This window comes from Blastopirellula sp. J2-11, assembly GCF_024584705.1.
Classification (GTDB): Bacteria; Planctomycetota; Planctomycetia; order Pirellulales; family Pirellulaceae; genus Blastopirellula.
This window is the reverse complement of the sequence record NZ_CP097384.1, coordinates 5,477,654-5,503,599: the sequence shown is the minus strand read 5'-3', so window position 1 is coordinate 5,503,599 and position 25,946 is coordinate 5,477,654. Positions and strand designations below refer to the sequence as shown.

Here is a 25,946-nt window from a genome sequence, read left to right as displayed (position 1 = left end):
CCGGGCCCAACCATCGCCTTCCTATTACGCCGCGCCTTGCCCGGCCTGCCATCGAGTCGATCACGTCAATGATGCAATAATGCGGTTAATCTTTATTGGACCTCCTGGCGTTGGCAAAGGCACCCAGTCTCAGAACCTGGTCGAATACTTGAATATCCCCCACGTCGCTACGGGGGATATGTTGCGAGACGCCAAGAAACGTGGGTCTGAATTGGGGAAGCTCGCCTCTTTGCACATGGATCACGGCCAATTGGTTCCTGATCCGATTGTGGTGCAAATCGTTGGTGAACGACTTGATCGTTCCGACTGCCAGCGAGGCTGCTTGCTCGATGGGTTTCCTCGCACCATTGGCCAGGCTAAAGCGCTCGATGACTATCTTCATCAGCAAAACAAAGATCTCGACCTTGTGCTGACATTGGATGTCAATCAGGAAGAATTGTTTCGTCGATTGCTTGATCGCTCGGTAAAAGAAGGTCGCGTTGACGATACGCCGGAGACGATTCGTAAGCGAATGCGGATCTATCAAGAACGGACATCGCCGCTGCTCGACTATTACCAGGAAAAAGGGATCTTGCAAAACGTCGACGGCATGGGAACGCCAGCCGAAGTCTTCGCTAGAATCAAGGCCATCGTCGACGGCGTTAGTAAAGACCTGCGTAGCGACTAACACGACTCTGACATGCCTTCTATTACGTTGAAATCGGCCCGCGAGATCGCTTTGATGCGAAACGCGGGACTTGTGGTCTGGGAAGCTCACCAGGCCGCCGCCCAATTGGTTCGTCCTGGCGCGACGACCGCCGAAATCGATGCGGCGATCGAGAACGTCTTTATTCAGCATGACGCGATCCCGCTCTTCAAAGGCGTTCCCGGAGTTATTCCCTTTCCCGCAGTGACTTGCGTCTCGATCAACGAAGAAGTGGTCCATGGGATGCCTGGCTCACGGCAGTTGGTCGAAGGGGACATTGTCAGTCTCGATACCGGCTGCAAAGTGAACGGTTGGTGCGGCGACGCCGCGGTGACGCATGCCGTGGGGACCGTTTCGCCGATCGCGGCCAAGTTGCTAGAGATTACGCAAGGTTCGCTGCAAATCGCAATCGATCTCATGTCGCGGAAAAGTCGCTGGAGCGAAGTTGCCCGCGAGATGCAAGAGTACGTCGAAGCGGCCGATTTTTCGGTGGTGACCGAATTCGTCGGGCACGGCATCGGCCGCGAAATGCACGAGTCTCCGCAGGTTCCCAACTACTTCTCCAAGCGATTCCAAAAAGAGGGAGACTTCCCGCTCCGGACCGGCCTGGTATTGGCGGTCGAGCCGATGGTCAACGTCGGCAAACGAGAAGCAAAGGTCACCAAAGATCACTGGACGGTCGTCACCTGTGACGGCTCTCTGAGCGCCCACTTTGAGCACACGTTGGCGCTAACATCCGATGGCGTTGAAATTCTAACCGGCCCGCCCAGCTAAACGCGGATCCTGCAGAGATTCGACTACACCGCCGGTTTGCGTCCGACAAAGTAGTAGTACGGCGTGCGGATCAGCGGCAAGTATGGGACCTTGGCTCGACGTTCTTCCAGCGTGACCGTCTCAAACTGGCGCTGCAGGTAAGGCAAGTGGTCGGCCGAGGGATGGACGTTGTCGGACGAGAACCAGACCGGCCAAAAGTTGCGATTGAACCAGCCGTGCTGCGTGCGGCCTTCGTGCGGATACTTCCGCGAAACATAGAAGTCGACGACGCCGATCAACCCGCCTGGCTTGAGGATTCGCAGTGCGTTATCCATCGCGGCGAACCAGTCGGGGATCATCGTCAGCGAGTAAGAAAACGTGACGACATCGGCCAGTCCTTCTTCAGGAGTGAACTTGGTCGCGTCGGCTTCGACCGTCTTGGCCGAGGCCTCCCAGCCGCGGGTCTTGATCCGCTCATCGCAGACTTGGAGGAGCGACGAAGCGAGATCGACGACGTAGACGCTTTTCATTTTGGGGATGTCGTCCCCGCGATATTCGAGGTTCGACCCGGTTCCCCCGCCCATATCGACCCAGACGCCCCCCTCAGGCAGCTCTAGCGACGCGTACATCTCCTGGCGACCTTGCAGCAGTCGCTTGCGAAAGTCGTCGTACGCTTCGGCCTGGCCGCCGTAGAAGCTTTCGAGCCGCTCGGCGTGGTTTTTACCGCGGACCGGTTTGACCGCCAGGTGATAAAGAACTTTGAGATCGGAGGCGATGCCCATGGCGCTGCGTCGAAAATGGCTGTGCGACCGCTCCCAATAAAGCAGCGATCGCGCGTGCGGGAAAATCGAAAGGAACAGGTTCTAGGCGGCCAAATCGGCAATGCGGAACGCGCCGTATGTGTGAACTCGATCCTTCGGATGAAGGCTATCGGCGGTTTCGTCGTGGTACTGCAACATGTCGCCCACTTCCCGCTTTTGACCGTCGACGGTCACCGGGACCTCATTCACAAATTGCGTATCCATCCCACCGCTGCGCCACAAGATCCGAGCGCCATGTTCGCGGGTCGTATCCATGATCGCCTGCCATTCGGAGACGAGATACGGATGGAGCGAACCGGTGAGCCAGTCCATGTGATCCAGCAGCACCAAGCGGTGAATCGGCGTGCCGTCATGCTTTCGCAGAAAGTGCTCGACCGAATCGGTGTGCGTGCTGACGCGGTGGATGACGTCGTCCTTGAGCCGTTGGAAATTCTCCGGCTTCAAGTACTCAGGGCAACATTTGGGCGTATATTCGCCGGTGATGTAGACGCGCCAGAAGTAGTTGTCTTGGATCGGCAACTCAGCAAAGACGGCCCGCATGTTCTCTTGAACGAAGTCGACGATGCCGTTTTCGTAATGTTGCTCTAGATATTCGCGTTGGGCGCGGGGGACGCCGACCAGCGACCAGGTCGTATCGCGGCTCATCGCAAACTTCAGCGACTTGGTCCACAGGCGTTTGTGCACCTTTTCGTAGATCTCTTTCTGCTCTTCGATGTTGGCCGCATCCAGCAGTTCCAGCACCAGCGGCCTCAGGCGAAGCACCCGATCGACGTAAATGTTCATCATGCGGGCGAACGAGCCCGAAGTGCCGCGGAAATAGAAGCTCCGCTTTTTACGGGGGCGGAAGTAGCGGATCTTGCGATTCCAGTACGACTGCGACCATTCCGGCAACGCATGTCGGAGCTTTTGTTCGTAGATCTGTTGGAAATTTGGCAAGCGGCCAGTCCCGAACATCTGGAAGAAGTCTTCATATTCCAGTTCGCGAATCGCCGCTTTTTTCAGGTCGAGCAGCGCGTTCTGACGCGGGTTCATATCGACCGCGTATACGTGATTGGCGCCTGCCAACGCATAGTCGAGCGCATTGCAACCAGCCGACGTGATGACCATCACGTTGTGGTGCGGCTCTAGCTCGAGAGCGACGCGATCAAGTCGCGGATCTTCCCAGCAGGTGTTGTAAACAAGATTATTTTGATGGACCAGGTTGAAAACGCGTCCCCGGACCCAATTCAAGAGCGCCATGATTTTTTCCGTGCGAGATGCCGCCCAATCCGCCGATTGCAGCTACCGCTGGTGCGGCAGAAGTTCCCTAAAGAGGGGAATGGCGCTTCAAAATGACGCCTTATTCTAGCGGAGAGCAGATAGCCGTCACAAGCCACGAGACGCCGCAAACCACCTAGAATTCCCGCTTGTTACGTAACATTTACGTAGGTTGGCGTCGCTCTAACGAATGCATAAATCTCCCCCCCTCTCTATTCTCGATCATCTTTGCTATTTCGGAGGCGACCGTCAGGTTTGTCGAAAACAGGGATGTGATCAACACGCATCCGAGAAGGCCGCAGAAAGGGGAAGCCGGTTTTCCGAGGCTGGGGTTATTTTGCAAACGAGGAATCACCTTTCTGGGGTGACTATTCCGAATAACGCTAGCAGACGGTTTGTTTTTCCTAACCATGCAGGTTTTCCCCTCAACGGTCGATAGCCAGATAATGCTGCTGTCTAATTTTGCTGACGTACATTGGCAATAGGCGGCGCGGGGCTCGGGGAGAGTCGACTTACGAGGTTTGGGCATGGATACGATCAAGACAACTACCAAACGTCGATTGCGATTTCATGGCACGCCAACCACGTTGGTCAAAGAGTCGCCGGTGGTCGCCGCTGTGGGACTGCGCCGCGTGATGTTTGTCACGGGGGCTCTTTTCTTTTTGACGCTCGGAATCTTGGGGGCAATCTTGCCGGTCCTCCCCTGCACGCCGTTTCTGCTGTTGGCCAGCTACTTTGCGGCTCGTAGTTCGCCGCGACTGAACGCAGCGATTCTCCGCAACCGCCTGATCGGTCCGATCCTGCGCGACTGGAACGCGCATCGCGGCGTCCGGAGGAATGTAAAAATCAAAGCAATGCTGCTGGTCGGCATCTGCGTCACGCTGACGATGTTTTTGATGCAACCGACGCCGCTGGTGATGGCGGCGATCGCTACTCTTTCAACGATTGGGATTGTGGTGGTCGCGAAACTGCCGGAAGTCAAAGCGCAGTAGCAAGCCTGTGTTTCTCGTCCGTCAGGTTGGACAGGACCGCTCCGTTTTTGTCCGAAGGTTGGACAGGACCGGACTGCTCTGTTTGTTGTCCGAAGGTTGGACAGGATCGGACTGCTCTGTTTGTTGTCCGAAGGTTGGACAGGATCGGACCGATCTGTTTGTTGTCCGAAGGTTGGACAGGATCGGACCGATCTGTTTTGTATTGCCCCAGCCCAGGACTGGTGGACGCTGAAGGATTTTTGGAAAATCCCTTCAGGAGGTCTGCATGTCTCAGGAATCGAATCGGATGCCACGGAAGTACTCTCAACAGTTTAAGCAGGACTCGGTCGACTTGGTCGTCAAGCAAGGTTACTCGTTTTCGGCGGCGGCCGACGCGGTTAATGTGCTGGAACGGAGCCTGCGGCGATGGCACAAGCAGCTCGCCCCAAAGCCGAAACCGTGCGGCGATGACGCTTCGCTCGAAGATTTGCGAGCCGAGAACAAGCGGCTGCGCAAGGAACTGCAGCAAGCGGAACTTGAGCGAGAAATCTTAAAAAAAGCGACGGCGTATTTTGCGAAGGAGTCGCAGTGAAATTCGCCTGGATCGCTCAACATCGTGACTCCTTTCCGGTCGAGACCATGTGCTGCGTGCTGCAGGTCAGCAAGAGCGGGTTTTATCGCTCGCTCCGTGCGCAGCCTGGTCCCCGGGCGCTGCGGACCGCGAAAATTCATCAAGCGGTGAAACACGTTTTCGAGCAGTCGGATCAAATTTACGGCAGCGAAAAGATTGCGAAAAAGCTGCAGGCGAGCGACGAGATGGAATCGCCCTGTCGCAACACCGTCGCTAAAGCGATGCGTGATTTAGGCCTGAAAAGCAAGGTTTTCAGCCGTTTCAACCCGACAACGACCAAGGCCGATCCCACGAAGCGTCCGGCCGCCAATCTCCTCGATCAACAGTTCGCGGCTGATGCCCCGAATCAAAAATGGGTGACCGATATTACGTATCTGCCAACCGCATCCGGCTGGGTTTACCTGGCGGTGGTGCTCGATTTATTTAGTCGCAAAGTGGTCGGGTGGGAGTTGTCGACAAGCCTGGCGACGACGTTGGTCAGCAACGCGCTGCGCAACGCGATCGAGTCGCGGCGGCCCGACACGAAGCAGTTGCTGCATCACAGCGATCGCGGCTGTCAGTACACCAGCGACGAGTATCAGCGAACGCTGAAAACGCTGGGAATCACTTGCTCAATGAGCCGCACCGGCTGCTGCTACGACAATGCAGTGATGGAACGATTCTTCTGGTCGCTCAAGCACGAGCGGACGAAGTTCGAAGAATTCTCCAACATCGAAGAGGCCAGACTCAGCGTGTTCCGCTACATTGAAACGTTCTACAACAGCGAGCGAATCCACCAAACGCTAGGTTACCTAACGCCCAATCAGTTCGAGGCCCGGCACGCTACGAGCTTGGCCGCGTAAAAAAGTCTACCTTCAGCGTCCACCAGTCCTGGGCTGGGGCAGTATCCAAAAAGGTTGGACAGGACAAACATGCGTCCGGCAAGTTCCGTTGTCTCGCCGCAGCGTGTGTTCTGTCCAAATTCGGCAAACAGGAATCGTCGCCACCATGGGAACGTCCGATTGTCAAACACTCGAAGCGCAAAGAATCTCCCCCACAACAACCAGTTTGGTTGATGAGTGAACGTGATTCGTTTTGTGATACTTGATCTGTAATCGACCTCAACTCCGTACTTTTTGTCAACGGACAATTTTTGACCGATTGGAAACGCAGATCTTTGCCATGCTCCAGTCTTGAGGCCACCGAGAATTGCGCAAAAAAAAAGACGCCCTGATCGGCGTCTCTTTATTCGGCGGCGGTGGGGGTGACTTAGATCACATTCCGCTCTTTCAGCAGCGCCATGATCTTGTCGACCGATTCGCTCACTTCCAGTTCGTGGGTCGGCAACATCAGGTCGGGGCTCGTCGGCGGTTCAAACTCGTAGCTGACGCCGGGGAAGTTGGCGATCTCGCCGGAGTCCGCCTTTTCATACAAGCCGCTGTCGTCGCGCTGGCGACAGACCTCGATCGGCGCCGAGAGATGAACGACCACAAAGCGGTCTTTGCCGACCACTTCGGCCGCTTTTTGGCGTACGTCTTCGTTCGGAGCGGTGAACGCGCAGATGCAGATCATGCCGGCGCCGTTCATCAACGCGGCGATCTCGCTGCCGCGGCGAAGATTCTCGGACCGTTCGTCGGCGGTGAAGCCAAGATCTCGGCTGACGCCGCTCCGCAGGTTCTGACCATCCAGCACGACGCAAACGCGGCCTTCGTCAAACAGACGTCGTTCCAGCGCGTAGGCGATCGTTGTCTTGCCGGCGCCGGTCAAACCGGTCAGCAGCAGCGTGGTCGGCTGTTGGCCAAATCGGGCTTCGCGCTGCTCGGCGGTGACGCTGGTCACTCCTTCGCTCGTGGGACCCGAGGTCGGTTCGTCGTCCCAGTGAGCGACTTTCTTCTCTTTGCGGTCGATGATCATGCCGGCGGCGACCGTACGATTGGTCATCCGGTCGATCACGATAAACGCGCCGGTTGTGCGATTTTTGGGATAGGGATCAAACGCGATCGGGCGATTCAGGCGAACCTCGCAGCGACCGATTTCGTTGAGGGCTAACGTCGGCGCATCTTTGCGATGGAGCGTATTGACATCGATCTGATAGCGCAGCGTCGAGATCGTCCCCGGCGTGAGGGTCGTCGTATGCTTCACCAGGTACGATTTGCCGGGAACCATCGGGTCTTCATCCATCCAGACGACCATCGCGTCAAAACGATCGTCGACCAGCGGTTGATTGCCGGGACGAACCAGCATATCGCCGCGGCTGACGTCAATTTCGTCTTCCAGCGTGATCGTTACGGCCAGCGGCGGGCAGGCTTCTTCCTGATCGCCGTCCATCGTGACGATCGCTTTGACCCGGCTCGTTTTCTTCGACGGCAGGGCCATCACTTCTTCGCCGGGACGAATGGTTCCGGAGGCGATCGTACCGCAAAATCCGCGGAAATTGAGGTGCGGGCGATTCACCAACTGCACCGGGAAGCGGAAGTCTTGCAGGTTGCGGTCCGACGCGATGTAGACGTTTTCGAGCAAGTGCATCAACGTGCTGCCGTCGTACCACGGCATGTTCGGGCTCGCCGTGACCAGGTTGTCTCCCTTGAGGGCCGAGAGCGGAATGAAGTGAACGTCGTCGGCCGCCATTTTCGCGGCGAATTCGACGTAGTCGGCCTTGATTTGCTCAAACCGCTCTTGGCTGAAATCGACCAGATCCATCTTATTGATCGCGACGACGATATGCTTGATCCCCAACAGCGAGGTGATGAAGCTGTGCCGCTTGGTTTGCGTCATGACTCCATGCCGCGCGTCGATCAAAATAATCGCCAGGTCGGCGGTTGACGCTCCGGTCGCCATGTTGCGGGTATATTGCTCGTGCCCCGGCGTATCGGCGATGATGAATTTGCGCTTCGCCGTCGAGAAATAGCGATACGCAACGTCGATTGTGATCCCTTGTTCGCGTTCGTCTTTCAGACCGTCCATCAGCAGGGCCGGATCAAGCTCGCCGCTAACGGTGCCATGCGTGGCCGAATCGCGTTCGATCGCCGCCAGCTGATCTTCGAAAGTCGCTTTGGCTTCGATCAGCAACTTGCCGATAAGCGTGCTTTTGCCGTCATCGACGCTGCCGCAAGTGATAAAGCGGAGCAGCTCTTTTCGCTCGTGCTGAGCGAGATAAGCGTTAATGTCGGTGGCGATCAGGTCGGATTGGTGCGACATGGATGTTGCGTTGGGCTAGTCGACAAAACCGGAAACGCTCATGGCGTTCCGGCGTGTGGCGGTAAGAATCGCAGCAGAGCGCTTCGCGCGCCGGGCCGCGTTAGAAGTAACCTTCGATCTTCTTCTTTTCCATCGAAGCGCCCTGATCTTTGTCGATCGCGCGCCCCTGACGTTCGGAGGTCGTGGTTAACAGCATCTCTTGAATGATGTCGGGAAGCGTGGTCGCGGTCGATTCGACGGCGCCGGTCAGCGGATAGCAGCCGAGCGTCCGGAAGCGGACCATCTTCTCTTCGATTTTTTCGCCGGGAGCCAGCACGAAGCGATCATCGTCGACCAAGATCCACATGTCGTTCCGCCAGACGACCGGCCGTTTGGCCGAGTAATAGAGGGGAACGATCGGGATTTGCTCGAGATGGATGTACTGCCAGACGTCGAGCTCGGTCCAGTTCGACAGCGGGAAAACGCGAATGCTTTCCCCTTTGTTGACCCGGGTGTTGAACAGATTCCAGAGCTCTGGCCGCTGGTTTTTTGGGTCCCAGCGATGGTTTTTGTCGCGGAACGAGAAGATCCGCTCTTTGGCGCGCGACTTCTCTTCGTCGCGGCGAGCGCCGCCGAAAGCCGCGTCAAACTTGTGCTTGTTGAGCGCCTGTTTTAGACCATCGGTCTTCATCAGGTCGGTGTGACGAACGCTGTCTTCAAACGGATCAATGCCGGCGGCGCGGCCTTCCTCGTTGATGTGTACGATCAGGTCGAGCCCGAGCTCTTTGCGGGCGTAATCTTCGCGAAATTGGATCATTTCGCGGAATTTCCACGTCGTGTCGACATGCATCAGCGGAAACGGCGGCTTGGCCGGATAGAACGCCTTCAAGGCGAGCTGCACCATGACCGACGAGTCTTTGCCGACCGAATAGAGCATGACCGGGTTTTCGAACTCAGCGGCGACCTCACGCAAGACGTGAATACTTTCCGCTTCCAACTGACGTAAGTGAGTTATGTTGTAGCCCGACATACCCTCGATTGCTCGTAAGACGCTAGAATCGTCACAAAGAGAACGATCGTAAATAGTTACGAATTCCGGATTATAGCGCCAGTCGGCTATACGAACAATGCCGCTCGGCGGCGGCGATCAGCCGGATGTGGCCTAAATGCTGGGGGTTAACGCATTTGCGGCTGGTTTGGGCGACGCCGTTCGCGCCTGAGTTGTCAGACTCTCGAGCTGTTTCGCCAACTCTTGGCACTTTTTCGCCGCCTCGTTCAGCTGCCGTTTCTCTTCCTCGGAATAGCAGCCGCCGCACCAGGAAGTTCCCCGGCAGTCGCACTGAGACTGCACGCTCAGATCATGCTCAGCCAGCTTCAGGAACCGGATCGTGCGTTCGACAGAGGGCTTGGTTGCTTGCAAATAAAGGCTGCTAGCTGGTGAACTTGCATCAAGTTCTAGCGAATCCGAGTCTAAATCGGTGACCGTTGGGGGGGCCGGGGGAAGAGCGCCGCCAAACATTTTCGAGGCGATCCGAAACTCTGGCCCCAAGGCAGCGCGAATGTTTTTAATTTCTTTCAGTTCTTCCGCCGAAGGTTGCGCGGCGATACCGAGCGGCGTTGGCGTAACCGGCTCTTCGGCCGTCGATGCGGTCAGCAGCAAAGCGAGAAAGAGGAGGGTGCTAGCAAGCGGAGCGACGCGCATGACGGATCCTTCCGTAGCTGGGGAAATTCCATTTTCCCCAAATTTTACGCACAGCCAACCAATGGCAAAAGATCAATTGCAGGCTAGAGCGCTTTTCACTAGAGCGTTCCAGTTCCGCAGATTGCCGGCGCTGCAGTAAGACGCTACTTTCGCGGGAGCGAAAGGCGACGATTGGTTCGACTTGCTGAAAAACACTACCGGGCGGCTGTCAACGATGGAGTCGCGGCCGTCCCCACTTTGTTCGCCAAAATAAAATCAGGCAATTGGCGATTGGGTTGATAGAAGACCGACTTGCAGTGATGTTGCGGTTGGAACTTTGGTCCCAGGTCGATCAATGATTCTGACGAGCCGACAAACAGATATCCATTGTCGGTCACTTGATTCGCCAGGTTCAAATAGGTCCGGCGACGGTCTTCGGCATTGAAATAGATGATCGCATTGCGGCAAAAGATGATGTCAAACCGTCCCAGGTGAACGAAGCTTTGCAGCAGGTTGACCTTCTCAAACGAGACCATCGCACGAACTTCGTCTTTAATGCGATGTCCGCCGTCTTGGGGCGTGAAGTATTTGTTGAGATATCGCGGTTCGAGCCCGCGTGACGTTTCTAGCGGCGGGTAAAGCCCACGACTGGCGCGATTGATCGCATCGTCGGAGATGTCGGTTGCGAGGATCGAGATATTCCAACTGCGATAGTCGGGCAACGTTTCCATCAGCGTCATTGCGATGCTGTACGGCTCTTGGCCGGTGCTGCAAGCGGCTGACCAAATCCGGATTCGCTTGTCGTAAACGGACTTCGACTTCTCGTCGGCAAGTTCCGGAATCGCTTTAAACATCAACGCTTCGAAGGGAGACTTGTCACGAAAGAACAGGGTTTCGCGCGTTGTGATCGCATTGACCACGTCTCGTTTCAAATCGTCGCCTGAGCGACGAGCGCGGACCGCGAAGTCGACGTAGTTGGCGCAACCTTCGCGTTTCACGAGTTCGGCGAGACGGCTCTCGATTAAATAGTCTTTCGAGCTATCGAGTGCGATTCCGCAAAGGTCGTAAACCAGACCGCAAATCGCGTCAATATCTTGAGGCGTCATGTTCCTAACCCCGGCTCCGTTTGACGCAATTGACGATTTCCCGTCCGACGTCGTGTAGTGGACAAATCAAATCGGCCAAATCGGCCTCGACGATGCTCCGCGGCATCCCGTACACAACGGAGCTTTCTTCATTCTGGGCGATAATGTTCGCCCCTTGGCGCTTGAGCAATTTGCAGCCGACCGTGCCGTCGTCTCCCATTCCGGTCATGATCACGCCGAGAGCGGATCCGCCATAGACATGCGAGACCGATCGGAATAGGTAATCGACCGAAGGACGGCAGTTTCGTTCGTGAGGATCGTCATTGACGCGAACGCGCGTTCGCGCCCCGTCTCGTTCGACTTTCATCTGGTGACCGCCGGGAGCGATATAAATTTTACCGGGCCGAACCTCATCGCCATCGCCGGCTTCGACCACTTCGGCCTGGCAGCGGCGATTGAGATCTTCGGCAAGCGACTTGGTGAAGATCGGCGGCATATGCTGAACGACGAAAACAGGAACCGGAAAGTCTTTGGGGATTGTCGGCAACTGAGCGGTAAGCGCCGGCGGTCCGCCGGTCGAAATCCCTATCGCCACGGCGTCGATCGGAAATCGAAAGGACAAATCGAGCGCCGTTTTGATCGATGCCGGATGAGGCGGCTTCGGTTCTTCGCTCGCTTTGGGCGTGCCCCCAGCATGTCGCTGCGTCTGGCCAGCGGCGACCAATTTGGGCGTCCTCACGACGCGCCGCAAGTAAGCGTCGACCCGCTGTTTCAATGTTTCGGACAACGCCGCGGTGCTGGCTTCGACTGTAGCGCCGGCCGGTTTCAACACGAAGTCGAACGCGCCCAACTGCAGCGCCGCCATCGTCGCTTCGGCGCCGGCGCCGGTCAGCGCACTCAGCATGATTACGCCGGGCTGGTGCGGGAAGCGTTTCAATTCTTTCAGAACCCCCAGTCCGTCGATCGTCGGCATTTCGACGTCAAGCGTGATCAAGTCGGGGCGCAGGTATTCAATTTTGTCGAGGGCGATGCGTCCATCGGCCGCGACGCCGACGACCTCGAGTTGAGGGATTTGGGCAAGTACGTCTCGGACTAACTTACGGTACAGAGCCGAGTCGTCGACAACGAGGACGCGAATCTGATCTTCATCGCTCATGAATTCCTACTCCGCTCCTCTTAATCGCCAAGGGGGTGAGGCCGCACGCGGCGGCCCGAACGAATTGGCGCGGCCGACTAGGCTAGCGATGCGTACTCGCTCGTGTCGTTCAACATTTCATCAATGTTCAGCAACACGACGACATCCTTTTCACGTTGATGAACGCCCACGAAAAAGCGTCCTTCGATTCCTTTCAAGTTGGCTGGCGGAGCAGAGACGTCGTCCGCTTTGAGCGTCAGGATGTCTGACACTTTATCGACGATAAGTCCGACCGCTTCGCCTTGCGAATTGATGATCAGATTGCGACTCTCACGAGTCTCGTCCGCCGGTTCAAGTTTCAGGATCTCTCGCGGATTCACCACCGTGACCACTTCGCCGCGCAGGTTGACGCAGCCGCAGACGTATGGCGGAGCTTGCGGCACCGGCGTGCATTCCAATTGACGGTTGATCTCTTGGACGCAGCCGATCGGTATCGCCAACAGCACGTCGCTTAGGTAAAACGTGACGAACTGTTGTTCACCGTCGATAATGCTTTTCTTTTCGTTGTTAGTCATCGTTAGACTCCCGCGGTTGACAGTTCTCGAGTAGCGTCCTCACGCATCGCATTACGGCGAAGCGTTTCCACGTCGGTCTGCGTCAGTCGAGAGACCGATGACAACAGGCGTTCGCGATCCATCTTGATTTGATAGTCGTTGATGCCTGCGTTCTCCCCTTCGCGGCGATGTTCGTCGGACGCGAGTGAAGTTAGAGCGACGATCGGCATCTCTTTCCACTGCTCTGAGTTGCGGACTTTGCGAGAAAATTCAAAGCCGTTCATGCGAGGCATTTCGATATCGGTGACGATCAAGTCAAACGCGAATTCGCCGCGCTGCAGCGTCTCCCAGGCGATCTGGCCATCTTCGGCGTCGACCACTTGGAAGCCGGCTTCTTCCAGGAAGCTCTTCACTTGGCGTCGGAAGAAGTCGGAGTCTTCCGCCAGCAGGACAATGGGATCGTGCGAGCGAGTTTCGGCCGCGACCTTGTGGTGTTCGAACCATTCAGGGCGATGCTTTTCGACAATCTTGAAGACGTCGAGCAGCCGAATCGCCTGGTCCTCCAACACGAACGAGCCGCAGACTCCGGTTTCGCAGAAGGTCGTCGCGTCGATGTGCATCGCGACGTTTTGAATGTCTTTCAGTTGCGGCGCGATCAAGCCGACTTCATAACCGTTGATGTCGAAGATCACGACGAACACGCTTTCCAGATCTGTCGGAGCCGGTCGAGCGTTGACGTTGTTTTCCAGCCGCAGGACCGGTAACGAAGCTCCGCGATATTGCAGCACTTCCAGACCGCCGACCGAATCGATCTGATCGACTCGAATCCGTTCGACGCGAAGGACGACTCCCATCGGGATGGCGAAATGCTCTTGCGGATGATTCGTGAACATCAGCAACGTTTGCGATTCTTCGCCGGCGTGCAGATCGTCTTGGATCCGTTTCGCTTCGAGATCGCTTTGATCGGTCAGGTCGAGTTTCGCCTCGGCGCCGATTCCGGAAACGTCCAGGATCAACGCGATGTGACCATCGCCCAGGATCGTAGCTCCGGAAAGACACTTGCAGCTGCGCAGGTGGCGACCAAGCGGTTTGACGACGATTTCTTCGGAATCGTGCAGACCATCGACCGCTAGTCCGTAGCGGGCGCGTCCTGTCTCGACAACGATGACGCTGCTCGAGGTCGTCGCCGCTTCTTCGTTCTCTAAGTTCAAAATTTGCTTCATGCGGACGATCGGCAGCAACGAACCGCGAAGTCGTAGCATTTCGACCCCTTTGACGCGAGTCAAGCGATGTTCGTCGTCGGCTCGAATGCGAACCAGTTCTGCAATATTGGCTTGCGGAATTGCGAAGCGATTACCGCAAGACTCAACGATTAACGACGGGATGATCGCCAGCGTCAACGGCAACGTGATTAGGATGTTGGTTCCGCGGCCGATCGTCGATTCGACATCCACCGTTCCGCCGAGTTTCTCGATGTTACTGCGAACCACGTCCATGCCGACGCCGCGTCCGCTGACATCGGTCAATTTTTCTGCGGTCGAAAAGCCCGCGTGGAAGATCAAGCGAACCGCATCGCGATCGCTCATTTGATCGGCCTGATCTTGCGTGATCACGCCTTTACTGACTGCTTTTTCTTTCAGGATCGCCGGGTTGATTCCTTTGCCGTCATCTTCGATCTCAATGCGGACCTTGCCCGCTTGATGATAGGCGCGAAGGTTGATTTGCCCGCTCGGGCTCTTGCCGGCGGCGATTCGTTCTTGCGGGGTCTCTAGCCCATGATCCATTGAGTTACGGATCAAATGGGTCATCGGATCGCCGATCGCTTCAATAATCGACTTGTCGACTTCGACTTCTTTGCCGTCGATCTGCAGATTCGACTCTTTGCCAAGCTTGGCGCCCAGATCGCGAACGACCCGGATAAAACGATTGAAGACCGAACCAATCGGCTGCATCCGGGTTTGCATGACGGCGTCTTGCAATTCGCTGGTAACCTGGTCGAGACCCGAGGCGACCGCTTCTAGCCCAGAATCATTCCGGCAGGAGATCGCTTGAATCACCTGGTTGCGGCAAAGTACGAGTTCGCCCGTCAGGTTCATCAGGCGATCAAGCACGCTGACCGGAACGCGAATGTTCGCTTCGACGCTGGCCGACGCTTCCGGGCGACTTTCTTCGCTGGCCGCTTTCGCAACAGGGGCCGGCGCCGCGACAGCCGGCGGCGTCTCCGCAACGAGGGTGGGCGTCGCGATTTCGATCGGTGAGTCTTCGTCAGCCGCCGCCGTTGTTTGGACGGTTTCCATGGCGACTGGAGTTGCGGCGACAGTCGGCGCAACGCCGGCTGCGATCTCATCAAGCTGTTTGATGAAATCGGCGATCGGCATGCCGTTGGAGTTGTCGATGTCGTTGATCATCGATCGTAGCTGATCGGATGCGCGAAGCATGACGTCGATCATCGCCGAGTTGGGGACAAGCTCTAGGTTACGGAGCTTGTTGAGCACGTTCTCAAGACTGTGCGACAAGTCGTTGATGTTGCGCAGTCCCAAAAATCCGGCGGCGCCCTTGATGGAATGGATCGCACGAAAAACGGTGTTCACAAGATCGACGTCGATGTTGGATCCGCCAGCTTCGATCGCCAGCAATTGCGATTCGACGTTCGCGAGATGCTCGTTCGATTCGATTACGAACTCGGCGACTAGTTCATTGTCTTCGTACATAGCAAGCTGTGCTCCTGAACCGTTGGGGACTATAGTGTCGCCGTAACTTGATGGTGATGGTCAGTTGTCTCTGGCGATGGAACCGCCCATGAAGAAGACGCTTCCATTTCTCGTAGATATTCTGCGAGATAGCGATTCAAGTTGACCGGCGTCATCGCACCGACCGTAAAGATTGCATCTTGCGGGGTTGTGGAAAGATGCTGCTGCTTTTCCAGTAAGTCTTCCACCTGTTCGGGCGTTAGCAATTTGAGCTCAATCGCCGTTTCTCCGAACAAGGCCTGCGTATCGGCTTGTCGTTCGAGAACTTGCATGAGCCCAGCGACCCCGAGGTAGCGGTTTTGCAAGGCGATCTGGCCGATCGGCTTGACCGATCGAGCGTAAGCGGCGCGGGCGATCTCAAGCTTCTCCGGCGTCAGAGCGCCGCGCAAAACAAGATAATCCTCGAACCTGCGCCACTCAAAGCTGGCCGGCAACTGTCCGACGATGGACGACGACGTGGCGGCGCTCGCTTTCAATTTAGATTTGATTTCCGAAGTCTTCTTCTGAATTCGCATCTGGCGAGCGGCGTGAGCCCCGGCCGATCGCCAATGATCGATTCGATAGAAGGACGCTTCGAGCGCCTCAAGTATCGGACGCAATTCGTCCGCCGGCTTGAACAAGCAGTATTCCGCGCCGTAGCCAAGCGCCTCGAACACCAGGTTCATTTTCAGCTGGCCGGTCAACATGATGACCGCGACGCCGATATCGAATTGTTTGATTTGTTGCAGAACTTCGAGACCGCTCAGTTGCGGCATTTCGATGTCGAGAATGACGACGCGATATCCGCCGTTCACCAGCGCGCCGCGCCAGCAGGTCGGATCATGCAATTCGTCGACGGCGTAGCCATGCTGGGCTAGACGTGCCTGCATCATCCGCGTGATCGTCGGATCATCGTCGATATGTAGGATGCGTTGTTCGTTTACGTTCATGCCATTTCACCGCGATCTTGCCCTAGGCGCCAAGTCCCACCGTCATCTCGGTCTTCGAGGCTCGGAAAATATATACCCCGGTTTTCAACTTGCAACGCACAAGGGATAGAGGGAGTTCGCGCAAGAGCATTCGGTCGTAGTGATTCGTTCGACCATGGGGATCGCGCATGCGATCGAAAGAAAGCTGAAGTTCACGGGGCTCCGCGAATCTTAAGGAATTCGACGCAGCAACAGCATTCGGATTTCAGGCCCTTGGCTGGAGGTCAGATCCGGCGCAGAGAGGGTCAGTTCGCCGGTCCCAGCCGGCAGTTCAAGAACCCCTAATGAGAGCGGAGTAAAGTCTTTTACCGGTGATTCGCTGCCGCGCGACGCGCGATCCAGTTCGGGGCCGTAGGCAGGCGGATCATGCGGCGCATGGATCTCGCCGGTCGACTTTTGACCTGCGAAGCGAAGTTGAAGCGTCGTTCCGACCACGCTCTTGGGGGCCGCATAATAGACAATCGGTTCGTATTTGCCGGCTTGACCGATCTCTATATCCCAAGTCATTTTATCGTCCGCACTCTTCCAACCGGTGAAGTACGAACAATTGGGCGCTGGAGCGCTGCGACGGATATTTCCGTGCGGCTTGCCGTCTCTTGCCGGTAATTGCGTAAGGGGCGCAAAACCGACTGTAAACGGTCGAGTTTGGGCCTCCATCTGCGTGGCGATTTCACGGCGGAATTGATCGGCGGCCTTCGTTAATTCGCTAACCACGTCTTGGTTTTGCGCGGCGACATTCTTCTGTTGGCCGATATCATTGGCGATCTCGTAGAGATGGCCTGCCGAATCGAGCCGAAATCGCTGAGAGCGGACGCTGACGTTTTTCCATTTATTGATGCGGATCGAAAACAGGTAACGTTCGGGCAGCTTCGTTGCCTGACCCAGCAGCAGCGTTGAGAGACTGCGACCATCGAGTTGCTTTTTCGGCTGAAACTTGACGCCTGCCAGGTCGGCGAGCGTTGGTCCCAGATCGATAGCGCCGGCGACTTGCTCAATTTTGACTCCGGTGGCGATATGACCGGGCCAGCGAATGAAGAGCGGAGAGCGAACGCCTCCTTCATCGGTAGAACCCTTTCGCCCCTTCATCCCGCCGTTCCAACGCCAGCTGTTGGGACCATTATCCGAGAAATAAACTACGATGGTGTCGTCGGTCAGTTTTAAGTCGTCGAGCTTTTGCAGGACACGGCCGACATTCCAGTCGATGTTTTCGCACATCGCCAGAGCGGCGCGGGTCATCGCCATGTCCTCTTTCTCGGGATCACGATTTCGCATCTCGACGTCGACATCGGCGAATTTGTCGTAAAACTTGTCGGGAACCTGCATCGGCGAGTGAGGCGTGTTGAACGGCACGTAACACAAGAACGGTTCGTCTTGATGACGCTCGATGAACTGGATGGCTCGATTGGTCAGATCATCGACAATAAACCCCTCGCCGCGGATCAGTTGGTTGTTGTGTTCCAACAACGGATCAAAATAGTTCCCCCAATGTCCGGAGCAAAACCCGCAGAACTCATCAAATCCGCGCGCGTTCGGATGATAGGGGAACTGCGTTCCGTTGTGCCATTTGCCAAAGGCGGCGGTCGCGTAACCAGCATCCCGAAACGCTTCAACAAACGTTTGTTCATCCACGTTCAGACGCTCCTGACCAGTCGAAACGCCGCGAACGCCGCCGCGAGCATGAAACCGCGCCGTCAAAAATTCGGCCCGCGTCGGTGCGCACAAGCTGCAAACGTAGAACCAATCAAACGAGGCGCCTTGCTGGGCGATCGCGTCGATATGGGGAGTCGCCAGATTCTTATTGCCCTGATAGCTCAGGTCGCCCCAGCCTTGATCGTCGGCCAGAAAGACGACGACGTTCGGACGCCGTTCGGCTTGGCTCCACGAAGTGAGTGCGAGCAACAGAGACAACGTTGCGAAGATGAGGCGTGCATTCATAAGGCGTCGATCGATAGGAGGCGGGGAAGTTACGTCTAGTTTACCCAGAAAAAACGCCAATGCACGCGCCTCCGTTTTCTACTTGATGTAAGCCTTCAATGGCTTGCGATCTTTGAACCCATTGGTGATCGGGCGGTCCGCACTGTACTTGTGAGCCGTCATCCACGCAAATTCCTTCTTTTCTCGATTCGCCGGATCAGGCTCTGGCAACGCAACGCCATCCGCTTCGACATAAGCGGTGCGAACAACCGGGACGCGGCCGATTCCCTGCGGCGCCAATTCGTAGTCCGTTCCTTGCGTTTGCATCAGCCAGGTATTCTCGCGAAAGCCGCTCAACAGTCGCGATTTGGCCGCAGCGAGCAAGCGATCTCGCTCTCCAACGCTCAGCACTTCGTCTTGCTTGATTGCTGCGAGCAACTTTTGCGTTTCGGAAACATCGAAACTAACCCAGCCATACGGCGGCAGATAGGCTTCGAGCTTGCAATGCGACGGTGAATTCTTTGGAAAGAGCGAAATCCCATAGGTGACTCGCGTCGGGTAGCCGAGCGCCCTGCCCATAGAAGCGCAAAAGCCGTGATAGTCGCTGCAGTGCCCGTGATGATTGGCCATTGCATGCAGCGAACTTGCCTGAAGCGAAGCGTCTACGTGGTCGTATTTGAAATCACGGATCACGTAGTCCATCACCGTTTCCATGTCCTCCAATGGATTGCCGCGATCTGGAAGTATTTGCGAGACGAGTTGGTGGAATCGCTGATCCACGACGACTGCCTGGGTTTCACCACGGCAATATCGCGTGAAGGCTTCAGGCCAGGCATCGACCGAGCAAATCTGCTGCGGATCGATCTTCCACTCCAATTGCCAGACCTTGGCATGGAAGCGATGGCGAATGATCTGGGCGCCCTGCGGATCGTCGAATTCAAAGTAGGCGAACTTGTTGCCATATTTGGGTTCGACGTGGATCGTCGGGACGACTTCGAGCGGAAAGGTAGACCAGTCGTTTTTTTCTACTTCTTGACTGTGGTTCGTCGGTGGAATCGGAACCCAGACTTTCAACTTGTGCGTGTGATACGGCGGAGTCACGACAAGCGAAAAATCGACATCGTACTCAACCGATTCACTACGATCGGCCTGATACGGCTGGGCGGGATCGAGAGTGACGCGAGAGAGCGTTGGCTCGGCAGCTGCGGCGGCGGAAACCAGGGAGAAATAGAGCGTGAAGAGAAAGATGAAAATCCGCATACGGTGGGACTCTTGGCGATCACGTGACAAAGAGACATTCAAACGATCATTGTAATCATCGCCGCAATTCGCTTCAAACGGAGCGAATGAATTGCCTGCAGGGAAGCATCGCCGCGCTGAGCGGTCGCAAAAATCGAGGAAACTGGCCTTGTGCTGGAAGGCGGATCGCCGGTATTTACCTGCGGCGAATGCTGGGCGCCAGAAATGGGCCTGGAAATTTGCTAGCAACCTCGTCGTCAATTACGCGGGAATCTGTATCGATTGCGCAGAAGTTGAGCTTGACGCGGTTAGAGATAATCCGTAATTAACCCCACCGCTACCAGGACCCGTACGGAAATGTTCCGTCGGTCGTCGAGATCCGCGTGGATCCACGACGGTGGGAAATGGGCCGATTTGCCGGATGTTGCGGGACGGAAAGCAAGTCGCACTTGGGGGCGTGAGATAAACAGATGGAAAATGGAATTCCTCAGATGATTTGGCGGGCGGTTGAACGCCCCAATCATTTCAATCAGACAAGGAGAGTCGCGTTGAATTCCGCCGTGAAATCGTTGACGTATTGCCTGGTTGCGACCGCACTCATGTGGTCCAGCGCCAAGGCACAGGACTTCGGCAATCAAGTCGACCTGCGAAAACAGCAAGAAATGCTTCGCGATGCTCGGCAGGCGATGCGACACGGCGACTTGGATCAAGCGGAGTCGTTGATCAACGGCGCTTCGCAGTTCCAAACGCCGAACGATCCTCTGTATGACAAGTTTCGCGACACTCCGGCGAAGGCGAAAGCCGCGCTGGAGGAGTTACGCTTCGCAAAACTGCCTGGGCAAAACGAGCTAACCGCCGCCATGCGAGGCAATCCTCAATTGGAAGCGGAGACCTTGATCGGTCAGGCACGCACAGCTCTGGCCAATGGCCAATCGCTGGCTGCGGTCGAACTGTATCACAAGGCCGCCAAGCTGGACTTTAAGTTCGCTCCCGGCGCCTACAACACCGAAAGTCTTCGCGAAGACTTGATCACGGCCGGCATTCAGCCGAGCATGCTGATGCCGCAAAGCGCACCGACGCGAACGCCGCCGGTCGCCGAGCCTTCTTCCGTTGACAATCCTTATGCGAATCAATTTGGTCCTAGCAGCTTCCAATCGTCTGGCCCTGACGCCGCGAAAAAGTTGATGCTAGACGCACGGCTTGAACTGGCTCGCAGCAACATGGCGGTCGCACGCCGCCTGGTCGATCAGGCTCGCAGCTTGGGTGTGATCTTCCCGGCCGGCCAAGATTCTCCGGAAAAAATTGACGAGCTGATTCATCGCACCGAAACGGTCTACCGAAATCCTCCGGGACCTCAGGCGGGCAAGATGTTCTCGGCTGTCATGCTGGAACAAGCGGCGGGACTGATCGCCTACGATCAACTGGGTGACGCCGAGCGATTGATTCGCCAGGCCGAACAGTTGGGGGGCGACTACAGCGAAGCTCGCTTTACGCCGGATCAGTTGAAAAGCGAAATCGCGCGTCGTTCGCAGAACGTCGGCGCCGCTCCGATGCGAAATATTCCGCCGGCCAATGTACCGGCTGGAGCTTCGGCACACGATCAACAGCAAGCCGTTTTGGCGCAAGCCAAAGCCGCGATGGACGGGGGCAACTTGGCCGCCGCCGAAATGTACTTTGAACAATCCAAAGGCATTCGGGTCAATCCTCGCGAATACGTTGCAGGCGATCTGCGTCCTGAAATCATGATGATGGAGTTGGATCGCGCCCGCGGCGGCGTTCGCCTGGCTTCAGGCGAAGCGACGGCCGGATTCGCCGGGTCGCAAAGCATCTATCAACCGGAATTTGACGAATCTCGCAACGTTCCCGCCGGCGCCAACATGAACGCCGAATGGAATGCAGGCGGCGATAATCCCGGCTTCCAGCTGATGGGCGACGGCGAACTTGCTCTGAAGATGGGGGACAAGGTTCGCGCTCGTCAAATGTTTGAGGCGGCCTGGAAGCATAAAGATTCGCTGGATCCGCAAAGTCGTCAGCGTTTGCAAGACTATCTACGCTACAGCACGCAGCCGCTCGGCCGAGAAGTTCAGCAAACCAGCAGCGCTCCTTCGCCGCTGGAAGCTGTCGACGCCGAACAGCAAGTTCTGCAGCGTCAGTTGTTCGCCGAGGTGACTCGCGAACAGTCGAACGCCGACCGCATGCGTGAAAGCAATCCGAAGGGGGCTTTGGAATTGTTGGTGCAAGTGCGCCAGCGGGTCGCCGATTCGGCGGTTGATTCCAAAGTGAAAGATCAGTTGCTGGCTCGCATCGATCGCAGCTCGGAAGGGCTGAAGAACTATATCGAGATCAACCGAGCTCAAATCGAACTGGATGAGCAGAATCGCGCGATTGACGAATCAATCAGCGAGAACCGCCAAATCAAGGTCGAAATCGAAGGACGCTTGGTCAAGATTACGGATCAGTTCAACGAGTTGATGGATCAGTTGCGTTGGGAAGAAGCGGAAGTTCTGGCTCGTCAGGCCCGCGAAATTGCTCCGAACGAACCGATCGTGCAAAACATGTTGTGGAAAGCGAAGACGGCTCGCCGGATGCACAACAACATGATTTTGGCGGATAAGAAGGAATCGGGCTTTATCAACGCGATGATGAGTACGGAAGAATCGGCCATTCCTTACGACGACCGAAATCCGATCACCTTCTCCGATGCTCAACAATGGAAAGAACTGACCGCGTCGCGTAAGAAGTATGACGCACGTACGGCTCAGATGACCGACGATGAGATTCGCATTCGCAAAGCTCTCAAAGCTCCGGTCGACTTGAAGTTCAATAAGCAGCCGCTGCAAACGGTCGTCGACACGCTGGCCAGCGTCGTCGGGATCAACATCATCATTGATGAAGCAGGCCTGCGCAGCGAAGGGGTGACCCCGAGCCATGAAATTACGATTAACATGAACACGCCGGTTCGCCTGGAAAGCGCTTTGTTGCATATCCTGCAGCCGCTTCGCCTGGCGTATGTGATCGAAGGGGAAGCCCTGAAAATCACCGGCGAATCGTTCCGCAGCCGTAAGATGATTCAACAGACTTATCAGGTAGCGGACCTGGTGATTCCGATTCCGAACTTCATGCCGAGCTACAACCTTGGTTTGGCTGGCGCCTTGAAATCGGCTTACGAAACGATCGGTTACGGCGGCGTTCAATCGTTGCCGGCGGCCAACGGCATGGGCACATTCGCCGGCGGCGGCGGAAATACGAACGGTGGAGTGCTGGGACAAAATCTGCCGCCGGGACTCATCCCCGGCGTGGGAATGGGGAGCGGTCAGGTTCAGTCAGGCACGCCGCAGGGTGGTAATTTCGGTTTCCCCGGCATGGGCGGTCCTGGCGGCATGGGCGGCGGCGTTCAGCCCGACTTTGACTCGCTGATTCAGTTGATCACCACGACGATCGAACCGGAGTCGTGGGAAGAATTGGGGGGCCCCGGCGCCGTCTCACCTTTCGCGACCAACCTGAGCCTGGTTGTCAGCCAGACGCAGGAAGTTCACGACAAGATCGCCGACTTGTTAGAGCAACTGCGACGTCTGCAAGACTTGCAGGTGACGATCGAAGTTCGCTTCATCACGTTGAACGACAACTTCTTTGAACGTATCGGTATCGACTTCGATCTCGACATCAAAGACAACACCTCCGGCATCGGCACCAATCGCGGAAGCGACGGTAGCCCGAGTATTACGATCGGTTTGGATCAAACGGGTAACCCGACCTCCGATCTCGACTTGTCCTTCTCACAGAACAGCTTCGGCAATACGGTGCCTGCCATCGGCGGTCTCGGTGCTGCGGCGGGTTCGATCGGCGGCAGCTTCGGCTTCGCCATGTTGAGCGACATTGAAGCGTTCTTCGTCATGCAGGCCGCCCAAAGCGACTTGCGGTCGAACGTAATGCAAGCTCCGAAAGTCACGTTGTTCAACGGTCAAACGGCCTTCGTCACTGACTCGACGCAGCGTCCGTTCGTCACCAGCGTTACGCCGGTGGTGGGCGACTTTGCGGCGGCTCAACAGCCGGTGATCGTGGTGCTTAACGAAGGCACTTCGCTAACGGTCCAAGCGGTTGTTTCCGCCGATCGTCGCTTTGTACGCTTGACGCTGGTTCCGATGTTCAGCCAGATCGGCGAAGTGGACACGTTCACCTTCGAGGGAACGACCTCCTCACGAGCCGATTCAACGGTGGAAGATCCGGATGCGGCGGACGGCGGTACGACCACCGACAACGAAGAAGAACAGATGACCGGTACGACGGTTCAACAACCGGAGTTCTCGATTATCACGGTGACCACCACGGTCAGCGTTCCCGACGGCGGTACGGTGCTCTTGGGCGGTATCAAACGCTTGAGCGAAGAACGTCGCGAAGCGGGCGTGCCGATTGTGAGCAAACTGCCTTACATCAACCGCTTGTTCCGCAACGTTGGTATCGGTCGCTCGACGCAAAGCTTGATGATGATGGTGACTCCGCGAATCATCATTCAGGAAGAAGAAGAAGAAAAACTTGGCTTGGGCGACATAGGCGGCTAGCCGACAGAAATTGGAAGAAGCGTGACCTCCGGCCGCCGTTAGTCGCACTCTTGTAGTGCGACTGCGGCGGCGTCTTTTTGCGCTCGTCCAATTTCGTGTAAACTGGGGCCAGACAATTTACTTCTTCAAAGGGCGGAATCATGGCGAAGTTTGTTCTCGTGTTGGCGGCGCTGAGCGGTCTGACCGGCGTCGCGGCCGGCGCAATGGGTGATCACTCGCTGCAGGCGCATCTCGAGGCCCAGAAAATTATCGATGTCGAGAAACCACGAGAGCGACTGGAAATCGGCGTGCGCTATCAGATGTATCATGCGGCGGCGCTGATCGGCGTCGGCGTGCTGTTGTTGGCCAGCGATCGAGGCAGAATCGCCGCGATCTTCTCGGCTCTGTGCTTCTTCGCCGGCATCCTCGCCTTTTCTGGAACGCTGTACGCGTTGGCGTTCACCCAAAACGAATCGCTGGCGATGATCGTACCTTTTGGCGGCATGGCCTATTTGATCGGATGGGGAGCTTTCATCGTTGCCGGATTGCAGGCTCGACCGCATGGCTCCGACGCAGAATAGCGAGTTTGCAATGCTGAATGGGAAGACGATTTTTTGGATCATTATCGGCGTCTTTGCCGGATTTTTGACCGGCTCGCTGGTCAACCTAATGATCGTGCTGACGTCGCTCCTGTTCTATGTTCCGCCGGATGGAATGGACTGGAACGATCAGGCCGCCGTCGCCCAGTTCATCGGCGGCTTGCCGATGGGAGCGTTTCTGTTTGCCTTGGCGGCCCATGGCGCACACAGTTTGGTCGCGGGTTGGATTGCTGCGGCGATTGCTCGTCCCTTCCGGTATACGGCGGCATTGATTGTCGGATCGCTGACGCTTGCCGCCGGGGCTCTGAATTTGCAAGACATCCCGCATCCCGCTTGGTTTGGTTATGTCGATTTGCTGCTGTATCTGCCGCTCGCGGCGCTGGGCGCTACTCTGGTAAAGCAGCAACCTAACGTGAAGACGGATCAGGAACCTGAGACGGCTTAAAATTGCTGACGCACCCATTGTTCCAGATCAAATTTCAAGCGTCCCTTGGCGATCTCTTTATCGAGCGTCTTGTTCGCTTTTTCGACCAGCTTGGGCTCGTAGCTTTCGATCTTCTCCGCGACTTCGTCTTTCAGTTCGTGCCCCAGCTTTTCGATCAATTGGCCGTTGGCCAAGCCGACTCGCTGGAGTTCAAATTGCAGCATGGTGAGATCGGCGGCGGTGACTTGCGGTTGTAACTCGCCCGAGATGAGCAGCCCGAGCGTGTTCCATTTGACTTTGGTCTCGCAGTCGAGCGTCATCCGAATCGTCGCGTCGGCGACGGCCGAGATCCCCATCAGGCGAACGCCGCGGTTCCATTCTTGCAGTTCGGCTTCGGCGGTGACTTTCACGATGACGCTGAGCCGCGTGGTGATCTTGTCCCCTTGGACGTCGAGCGAATCGACTTCGACTTGGATATCGTCCGTTGGATGGATGATCTGTACGTGATACCGTTTCCAAGTGCCGTGATTCTCCGGCTTCTTACGTCGCTCGACTCGAAAGTCTTTGAAACTGCCCCGGAATTTCACCCCTTTGGTGAAATCCTTTTGCCCGCCCCACTTGCGATCGTCGCTATAGGTTGGGGGAATATTTTCCAGGGCGATCCACTTCGCTACGCCTGACAGAAACGCGTTGGGCTCGGCGTAGACCGGCGCCGCCGCTAGCAATAGCGTCACGAGAGCTGCGAATTGTCGCAGTTGCGGCATAAAAAAAGTCCCGAATCGGCC

The 25,946-nt window shown here is 56.5% G+C and carries 21 protein-coding genes; 8 read left to right on the top strand and 13 right to left on the bottom strand.

Going from position 1 to position 25,946, the window contains the following annotated elements; genetic code table 11:
• Positions 1 to 79 precede the first annotated feature (79 nt).
• Both M4951_RS21725 and map read left to right on the top strand, forming a co-directional pair.
• Positions 80 to 667, top strand: a complete 588-nt coding sequence (locus M4951_RS21725; protein WP_262023718.1) for an adenylate kinase — start codon at positions 80 to 82, stop codon at positions 665 to 667.
• Positions 668 to 679: 12 nt separating this feature from the next.
• Entirely contained in the window at positions 680 to 1,459 is a 780-nt protein-coding gene (gene map, locus M4951_RS21720; RefSeq protein WP_262023717.1) for a type I methionyl aminopeptidase, read from the top strand.
• Between the two features lie 23 nt (positions 1,460 to 1,482).
• Here the strand turns inward: map and M4951_RS21715 are convergent, their stop codons facing one another.
• The gene (locus tag M4951_RS21715) at positions 1,483 to 2,220 is read right to left on the bottom strand and encodes a class I SAM-dependent methyltransferase (protein WP_262023716.1); all 738 of its coding nucleotides are present in this window, start codon (positions 2,218 to 2,220) and stop codon (positions 1,483 to 1,485) included.
• Between the two features lie 81 nt (positions 2,221 to 2,301).
• Positions 2,302 to 3,498: a DUF3419 family protein gene (locus M4951_RS21710; protein WP_262023715.1), complete on the bottom strand. Its 1,197-nt coding sequence runs from the start codon at positions 3,496 to 3,498 to the stop codon at positions 2,302 to 2,304.
• 545 nt (positions 3,499 to 4,043) lie between these two features.
• On the opposite strand from M4951_RS21710, the gene M4951_RS21705 reads away from it, so the two are divergent.
• The 3 genes from M4951_RS21705 to M4951_RS21695 all read left to right on the top strand — a co-directional run bounded on the left by M4951_RS21705 (position 4,044) and on the right by M4951_RS21695 (position 5,960).
• Positions 4,044 to 4,508, top strand: a complete 465-nt coding sequence (locus M4951_RS21705) for a YbaN family protein (RefSeq protein WP_262023714.1) — start codon at positions 4,044 to 4,046, stop codon at positions 4,506 to 4,508.
• A gap of 265 nt (positions 4,509 to 4,773) precedes the next feature.
• Entirely contained in the window at positions 4,774 to 5,079 is a 306-nt protein-coding gene (locus M4951_RS21700) for a transposase (RefSeq protein ID WP_262023713.1), read from the top strand.
• On the top strand, positions 5,076 to 5,960 hold the full coding sequence (locus tag M4951_RS21695; protein ID WP_262023712.1) for an IS3 family transposase: 885 nt from the start codon (positions 5,076 to 5,078) through the stop codon (positions 5,958 to 5,960). Before M4951_RS21700 ends, M4951_RS21695 begins: the two co-directional genes overlap by 4 nt.
• Before the next feature lie 406 nt (positions 5,961 to 6,366).
• On the opposite strand, the gene cysN is transcribed toward M4951_RS21695, so the two are convergent.
• The 10 genes from cysN to M4951_RS21645 all read right to left on the bottom strand — a co-directional run bounded on the left by cysN (position 6,367) and on the right by M4951_RS21645 (position 19,621).
• Complete coding sequence (gene cysN, locus M4951_RS21690) at positions 6,367 to 8,295, bottom strand: sulfate adenylyltransferase subunit CysN (RefSeq protein WP_262023711.1); 1,929 nt, start codon at positions 8,293 to 8,295, stop codon at positions 6,367 to 6,369.
• A 100-nt stretch (positions 8,296 to 8,395) separates the two neighbouring features.
• Positions 8,396 to 9,304 (bottom strand): sulfate adenylyltransferase subunit CysD, encoded by a 909-nt coding sequence (gene cysD / locus M4951_RS21685; protein ID WP_262023710.1) that lies wholly within the window; start codon positions 9,302 to 9,304, stop codon positions 8,396 to 8,398.
• A 132-nt stretch (positions 9,305 to 9,436) separates the two neighbouring features.
• Positions 9,437 to 9,976 (bottom strand): hypothetical protein, encoded by a 540-nt coding sequence (locus M4951_RS21680; RefSeq protein WP_262023709.1) that lies wholly within the window; start codon positions 9,974 to 9,976, stop codon positions 9,437 to 9,439.
• A 194-nt stretch (positions 9,977 to 10,170) separates the two neighbouring features.
• Positions 10,171 to 11,061, bottom strand: coding sequence for a CheR family methyltransferase (locus M4951_RS21675; protein WP_262023708.1), 891 nt, complete (start codon positions 11,059 to 11,061; stop codon positions 10,171 to 10,173).
• 4 nt (positions 11,062 to 11,065) lie between these two features.
• Positions 11,066 to 12,196, bottom strand: coding sequence for a chemotaxis response regulator protein-glutamate methylesterase (locus M4951_RS21670; protein WP_262023707.1), 1,131 nt, complete (start codon positions 12,194 to 12,196; stop codon positions 11,066 to 11,068).
• A 77-nt stretch (positions 12,197 to 12,273) separates the two neighbouring features.
• Complete coding sequence (locus tag M4951_RS21665; protein WP_262023706.1) at positions 12,274 to 12,750, bottom strand: chemotaxis protein CheW; 477 nt, start codon at positions 12,748 to 12,750, stop codon at positions 12,274 to 12,276.
• A 2-nt stretch (positions 12,751 to 12,752) separates the two neighbouring features.
• Complete coding sequence (locus tag M4951_RS21660) at positions 12,753 to 15,440, bottom strand: chemotaxis protein CheW (protein ID WP_262023705.1); 2,688 nt, start codon at positions 15,438 to 15,440, stop codon at positions 12,753 to 12,755.
• A 29-nt stretch (positions 15,441 to 15,469) separates the two neighbouring features.
• Positions 15,470 to 16,408 (bottom strand): response regulator, encoded by a 939-nt coding sequence (locus tag M4951_RS21655; RefSeq protein WP_262023704.1) that lies wholly within the window; start codon positions 16,406 to 16,408, stop codon positions 15,470 to 15,472.
• A gap of 210 nt (positions 16,409 to 16,618) precedes the next feature.
• Complete coding sequence (locus M4951_RS21650; protein ID WP_262023703.1) at positions 16,619 to 18,382, bottom strand: arylsulfatase; 1,764 nt, start codon at positions 18,380 to 18,382, stop codon at positions 16,619 to 16,621.
• Between the two features lie 78 nt (positions 18,383 to 18,460).
• The gene (locus M4951_RS21645; protein WP_262023702.1) at positions 18,461 to 19,621 is read right to left on the bottom strand and encodes a transglutaminase-like domain-containing protein; all 1,161 of its coding nucleotides are present in this window, start codon (positions 19,619 to 19,621) and stop codon (positions 18,461 to 18,463) included.
• Positions 19,622 to 20,148: 527 nt separating this feature from the next.
• On the opposite strand from M4951_RS21645, the gene M4951_RS21640 reads away from it, so the two are divergent.
• From M4951_RS21640 to M4951_RS21630, 3 genes are all read left to right on the top strand, one after another.
• Positions 20,149 to 24,159: a type II secretion system protein GspD gene (locus tag M4951_RS21640; RefSeq protein ID WP_262023701.1), complete on the top strand. Its 4,011-nt coding sequence runs from the start codon at positions 20,149 to 20,151 to the stop codon at positions 24,157 to 24,159.
• 140 nt (positions 24,160 to 24,299) lie between these two features.
• Positions 24,300 to 24,719 carry a DUF423 domain-containing protein gene (locus tag M4951_RS21635; protein WP_262023700.1) on the top strand — a complete coding sequence of 140 codons (420 nt, stop codon included), beginning with the start codon at positions 24,300 to 24,302 and terminating at the stop codon, positions 24,717 to 24,719.
• On the top strand, positions 24,700 to 25,182 hold the full coding sequence (locus M4951_RS21630) for a hypothetical protein (protein ID WP_262023699.1): 483 nt from the start codon (positions 24,700 to 24,702) through the stop codon (positions 25,180 to 25,182). Before M4951_RS21635 ends, M4951_RS21630 begins: the two co-directional genes overlap by 20 nt.
• Here M4951_RS21630 and M4951_RS21625 read toward each other — a convergent pair.
• Positions 25,179 to 25,925, bottom strand: coding sequence for a hypothetical protein (locus M4951_RS21625; protein WP_262023698.1), 747 nt, complete (start codon positions 25,923 to 25,925; stop codon positions 25,179 to 25,181). The two genes, M4951_RS21630 and M4951_RS21625, sit on opposite strands and share 4 nt — an antisense overlap.
• Between the last annotated feature and the right edge of the window lie 21 nt (positions 25,926 to 25,946).

Excerpts from the sequence above, each read along its gene's own strand:
- M4951_RS21725 (WP_262023718.1), top strand. The coding sequence starts at position 80 with ATGCGGTTAATCTTTATTGGACCTCCTGGCGTTGGCAAAGGCACCCAG.
- map (WP_262023717.1), top strand. The coding sequence starts at position 680 with ATGCCTTCTATTACGTTGAAATCGGCCCGCGAGATCGCTTTGATGCGA.
- M4951_RS21715 (WP_262023716.1), bottom strand. The coding sequence starts at position 2,220 with ATGGGCATCGCCTCCGATCTCAAAGTTCTTTATCACCTGGCGGTCAAA.
- M4951_RS21710 (WP_262023715.1), bottom strand. The coding sequence starts at position 3,498 with ATGGCGCTCTTGAATTGGGTCCGGGGACGCGTTTTCAACCTGGTCCAT.
- M4951_RS21705 (WP_262023714.1), top strand. The coding sequence starts at position 4,044 with ATGGATACGATCAAGACAACTACCAAACGTCGATTGCGATTTCATGGC.
- M4951_RS21700 (WP_262023713.1), top strand. The coding sequence starts at position 4,774 with ATGTCTCAGGAATCGAATCGGATGCCACGGAAGTACTCTCAACAGTTT.
- cysN (WP_262023711.1), bottom strand. The coding sequence starts at position 8,295 with ATGTCGCACCAATCCGACCTGATCGCCACCGACATTAACGCTTATCTC.
- cysD (WP_262023710.1), bottom strand. The coding sequence starts at position 9,304 with ATGTCGGGCTACAACATAACTCACTTACGTCAGTTGGAAGCGGAAAGT.
- M4951_RS21680 (WP_262023709.1), bottom strand. The coding sequence starts at position 9,976 with ATGCGCGTCGCTCCGCTTGCTAGCACCCTCCTCTTTCTCGCTTTGCTG.
- M4951_RS21675 (WP_262023708.1), bottom strand. The coding sequence starts at position 11,061 with ATGACGCCTCAAGATATTGACGCGATTTGCGGTCTGGTTTACGACCTT.
- M4951_RS21670 (WP_262023707.1), bottom strand. The coding sequence starts at position 12,196 with ATGAGCGATGAAGATCAGATTCGCGTCCTCGTTGTCGACGACTCGGCT.
- M4951_RS21665 (WP_262023706.1), bottom strand. The coding sequence starts at position 12,750 with ATGACTAACAACGAAAAGAAAAGCATTATCGACGGTGAACAACAGTTC.
- M4951_RS21660 (WP_262023705.1), bottom strand. The coding sequence starts at position 15,440 with ATGTACGAAGACAATGAACTAGTCGCCGAGTTCGTAATCGAATCGAAC.
- M4951_RS21655 (WP_262023704.1), bottom strand. The coding sequence starts at position 16,408 with ATGAACGTAAACGAACAACGCATCCTACATATCGACGATGATCCGACG.
- M4951_RS21650 (WP_262023703.1), bottom strand. The coding sequence starts at position 18,382 with ATGAATGCACGCCTCATCTTCGCAACGTTGTCTCTGTTGCTCGCACTC.
- M4951_RS21645 (WP_262023702.1), bottom strand. The coding sequence starts at position 19,621 with ATGCGGATTTTCATCTTTCTCTTCACGCTCTATTTCTCCCTGGTTTCC.
- M4951_RS21635 (WP_262023700.1), top strand. The coding sequence starts at position 24,300 with ATGGCGAAGTTTGTTCTCGTGTTGGCGGCGCTGAGCGGTCTGACCGGC.
- M4951_RS21630 (WP_262023699.1), top strand. The coding sequence starts at position 24,700 with ATGGCTCCGACGCAGAATAGCGAGTTTGCAATGCTGAATGGGAAGACG.
- M4951_RS21625 (WP_262023698.1), bottom strand. The coding sequence starts at position 25,925 with ATGCCGCAACTGCGACAATTCGCAGCTCTCGTGACGCTATTGCTAGCG.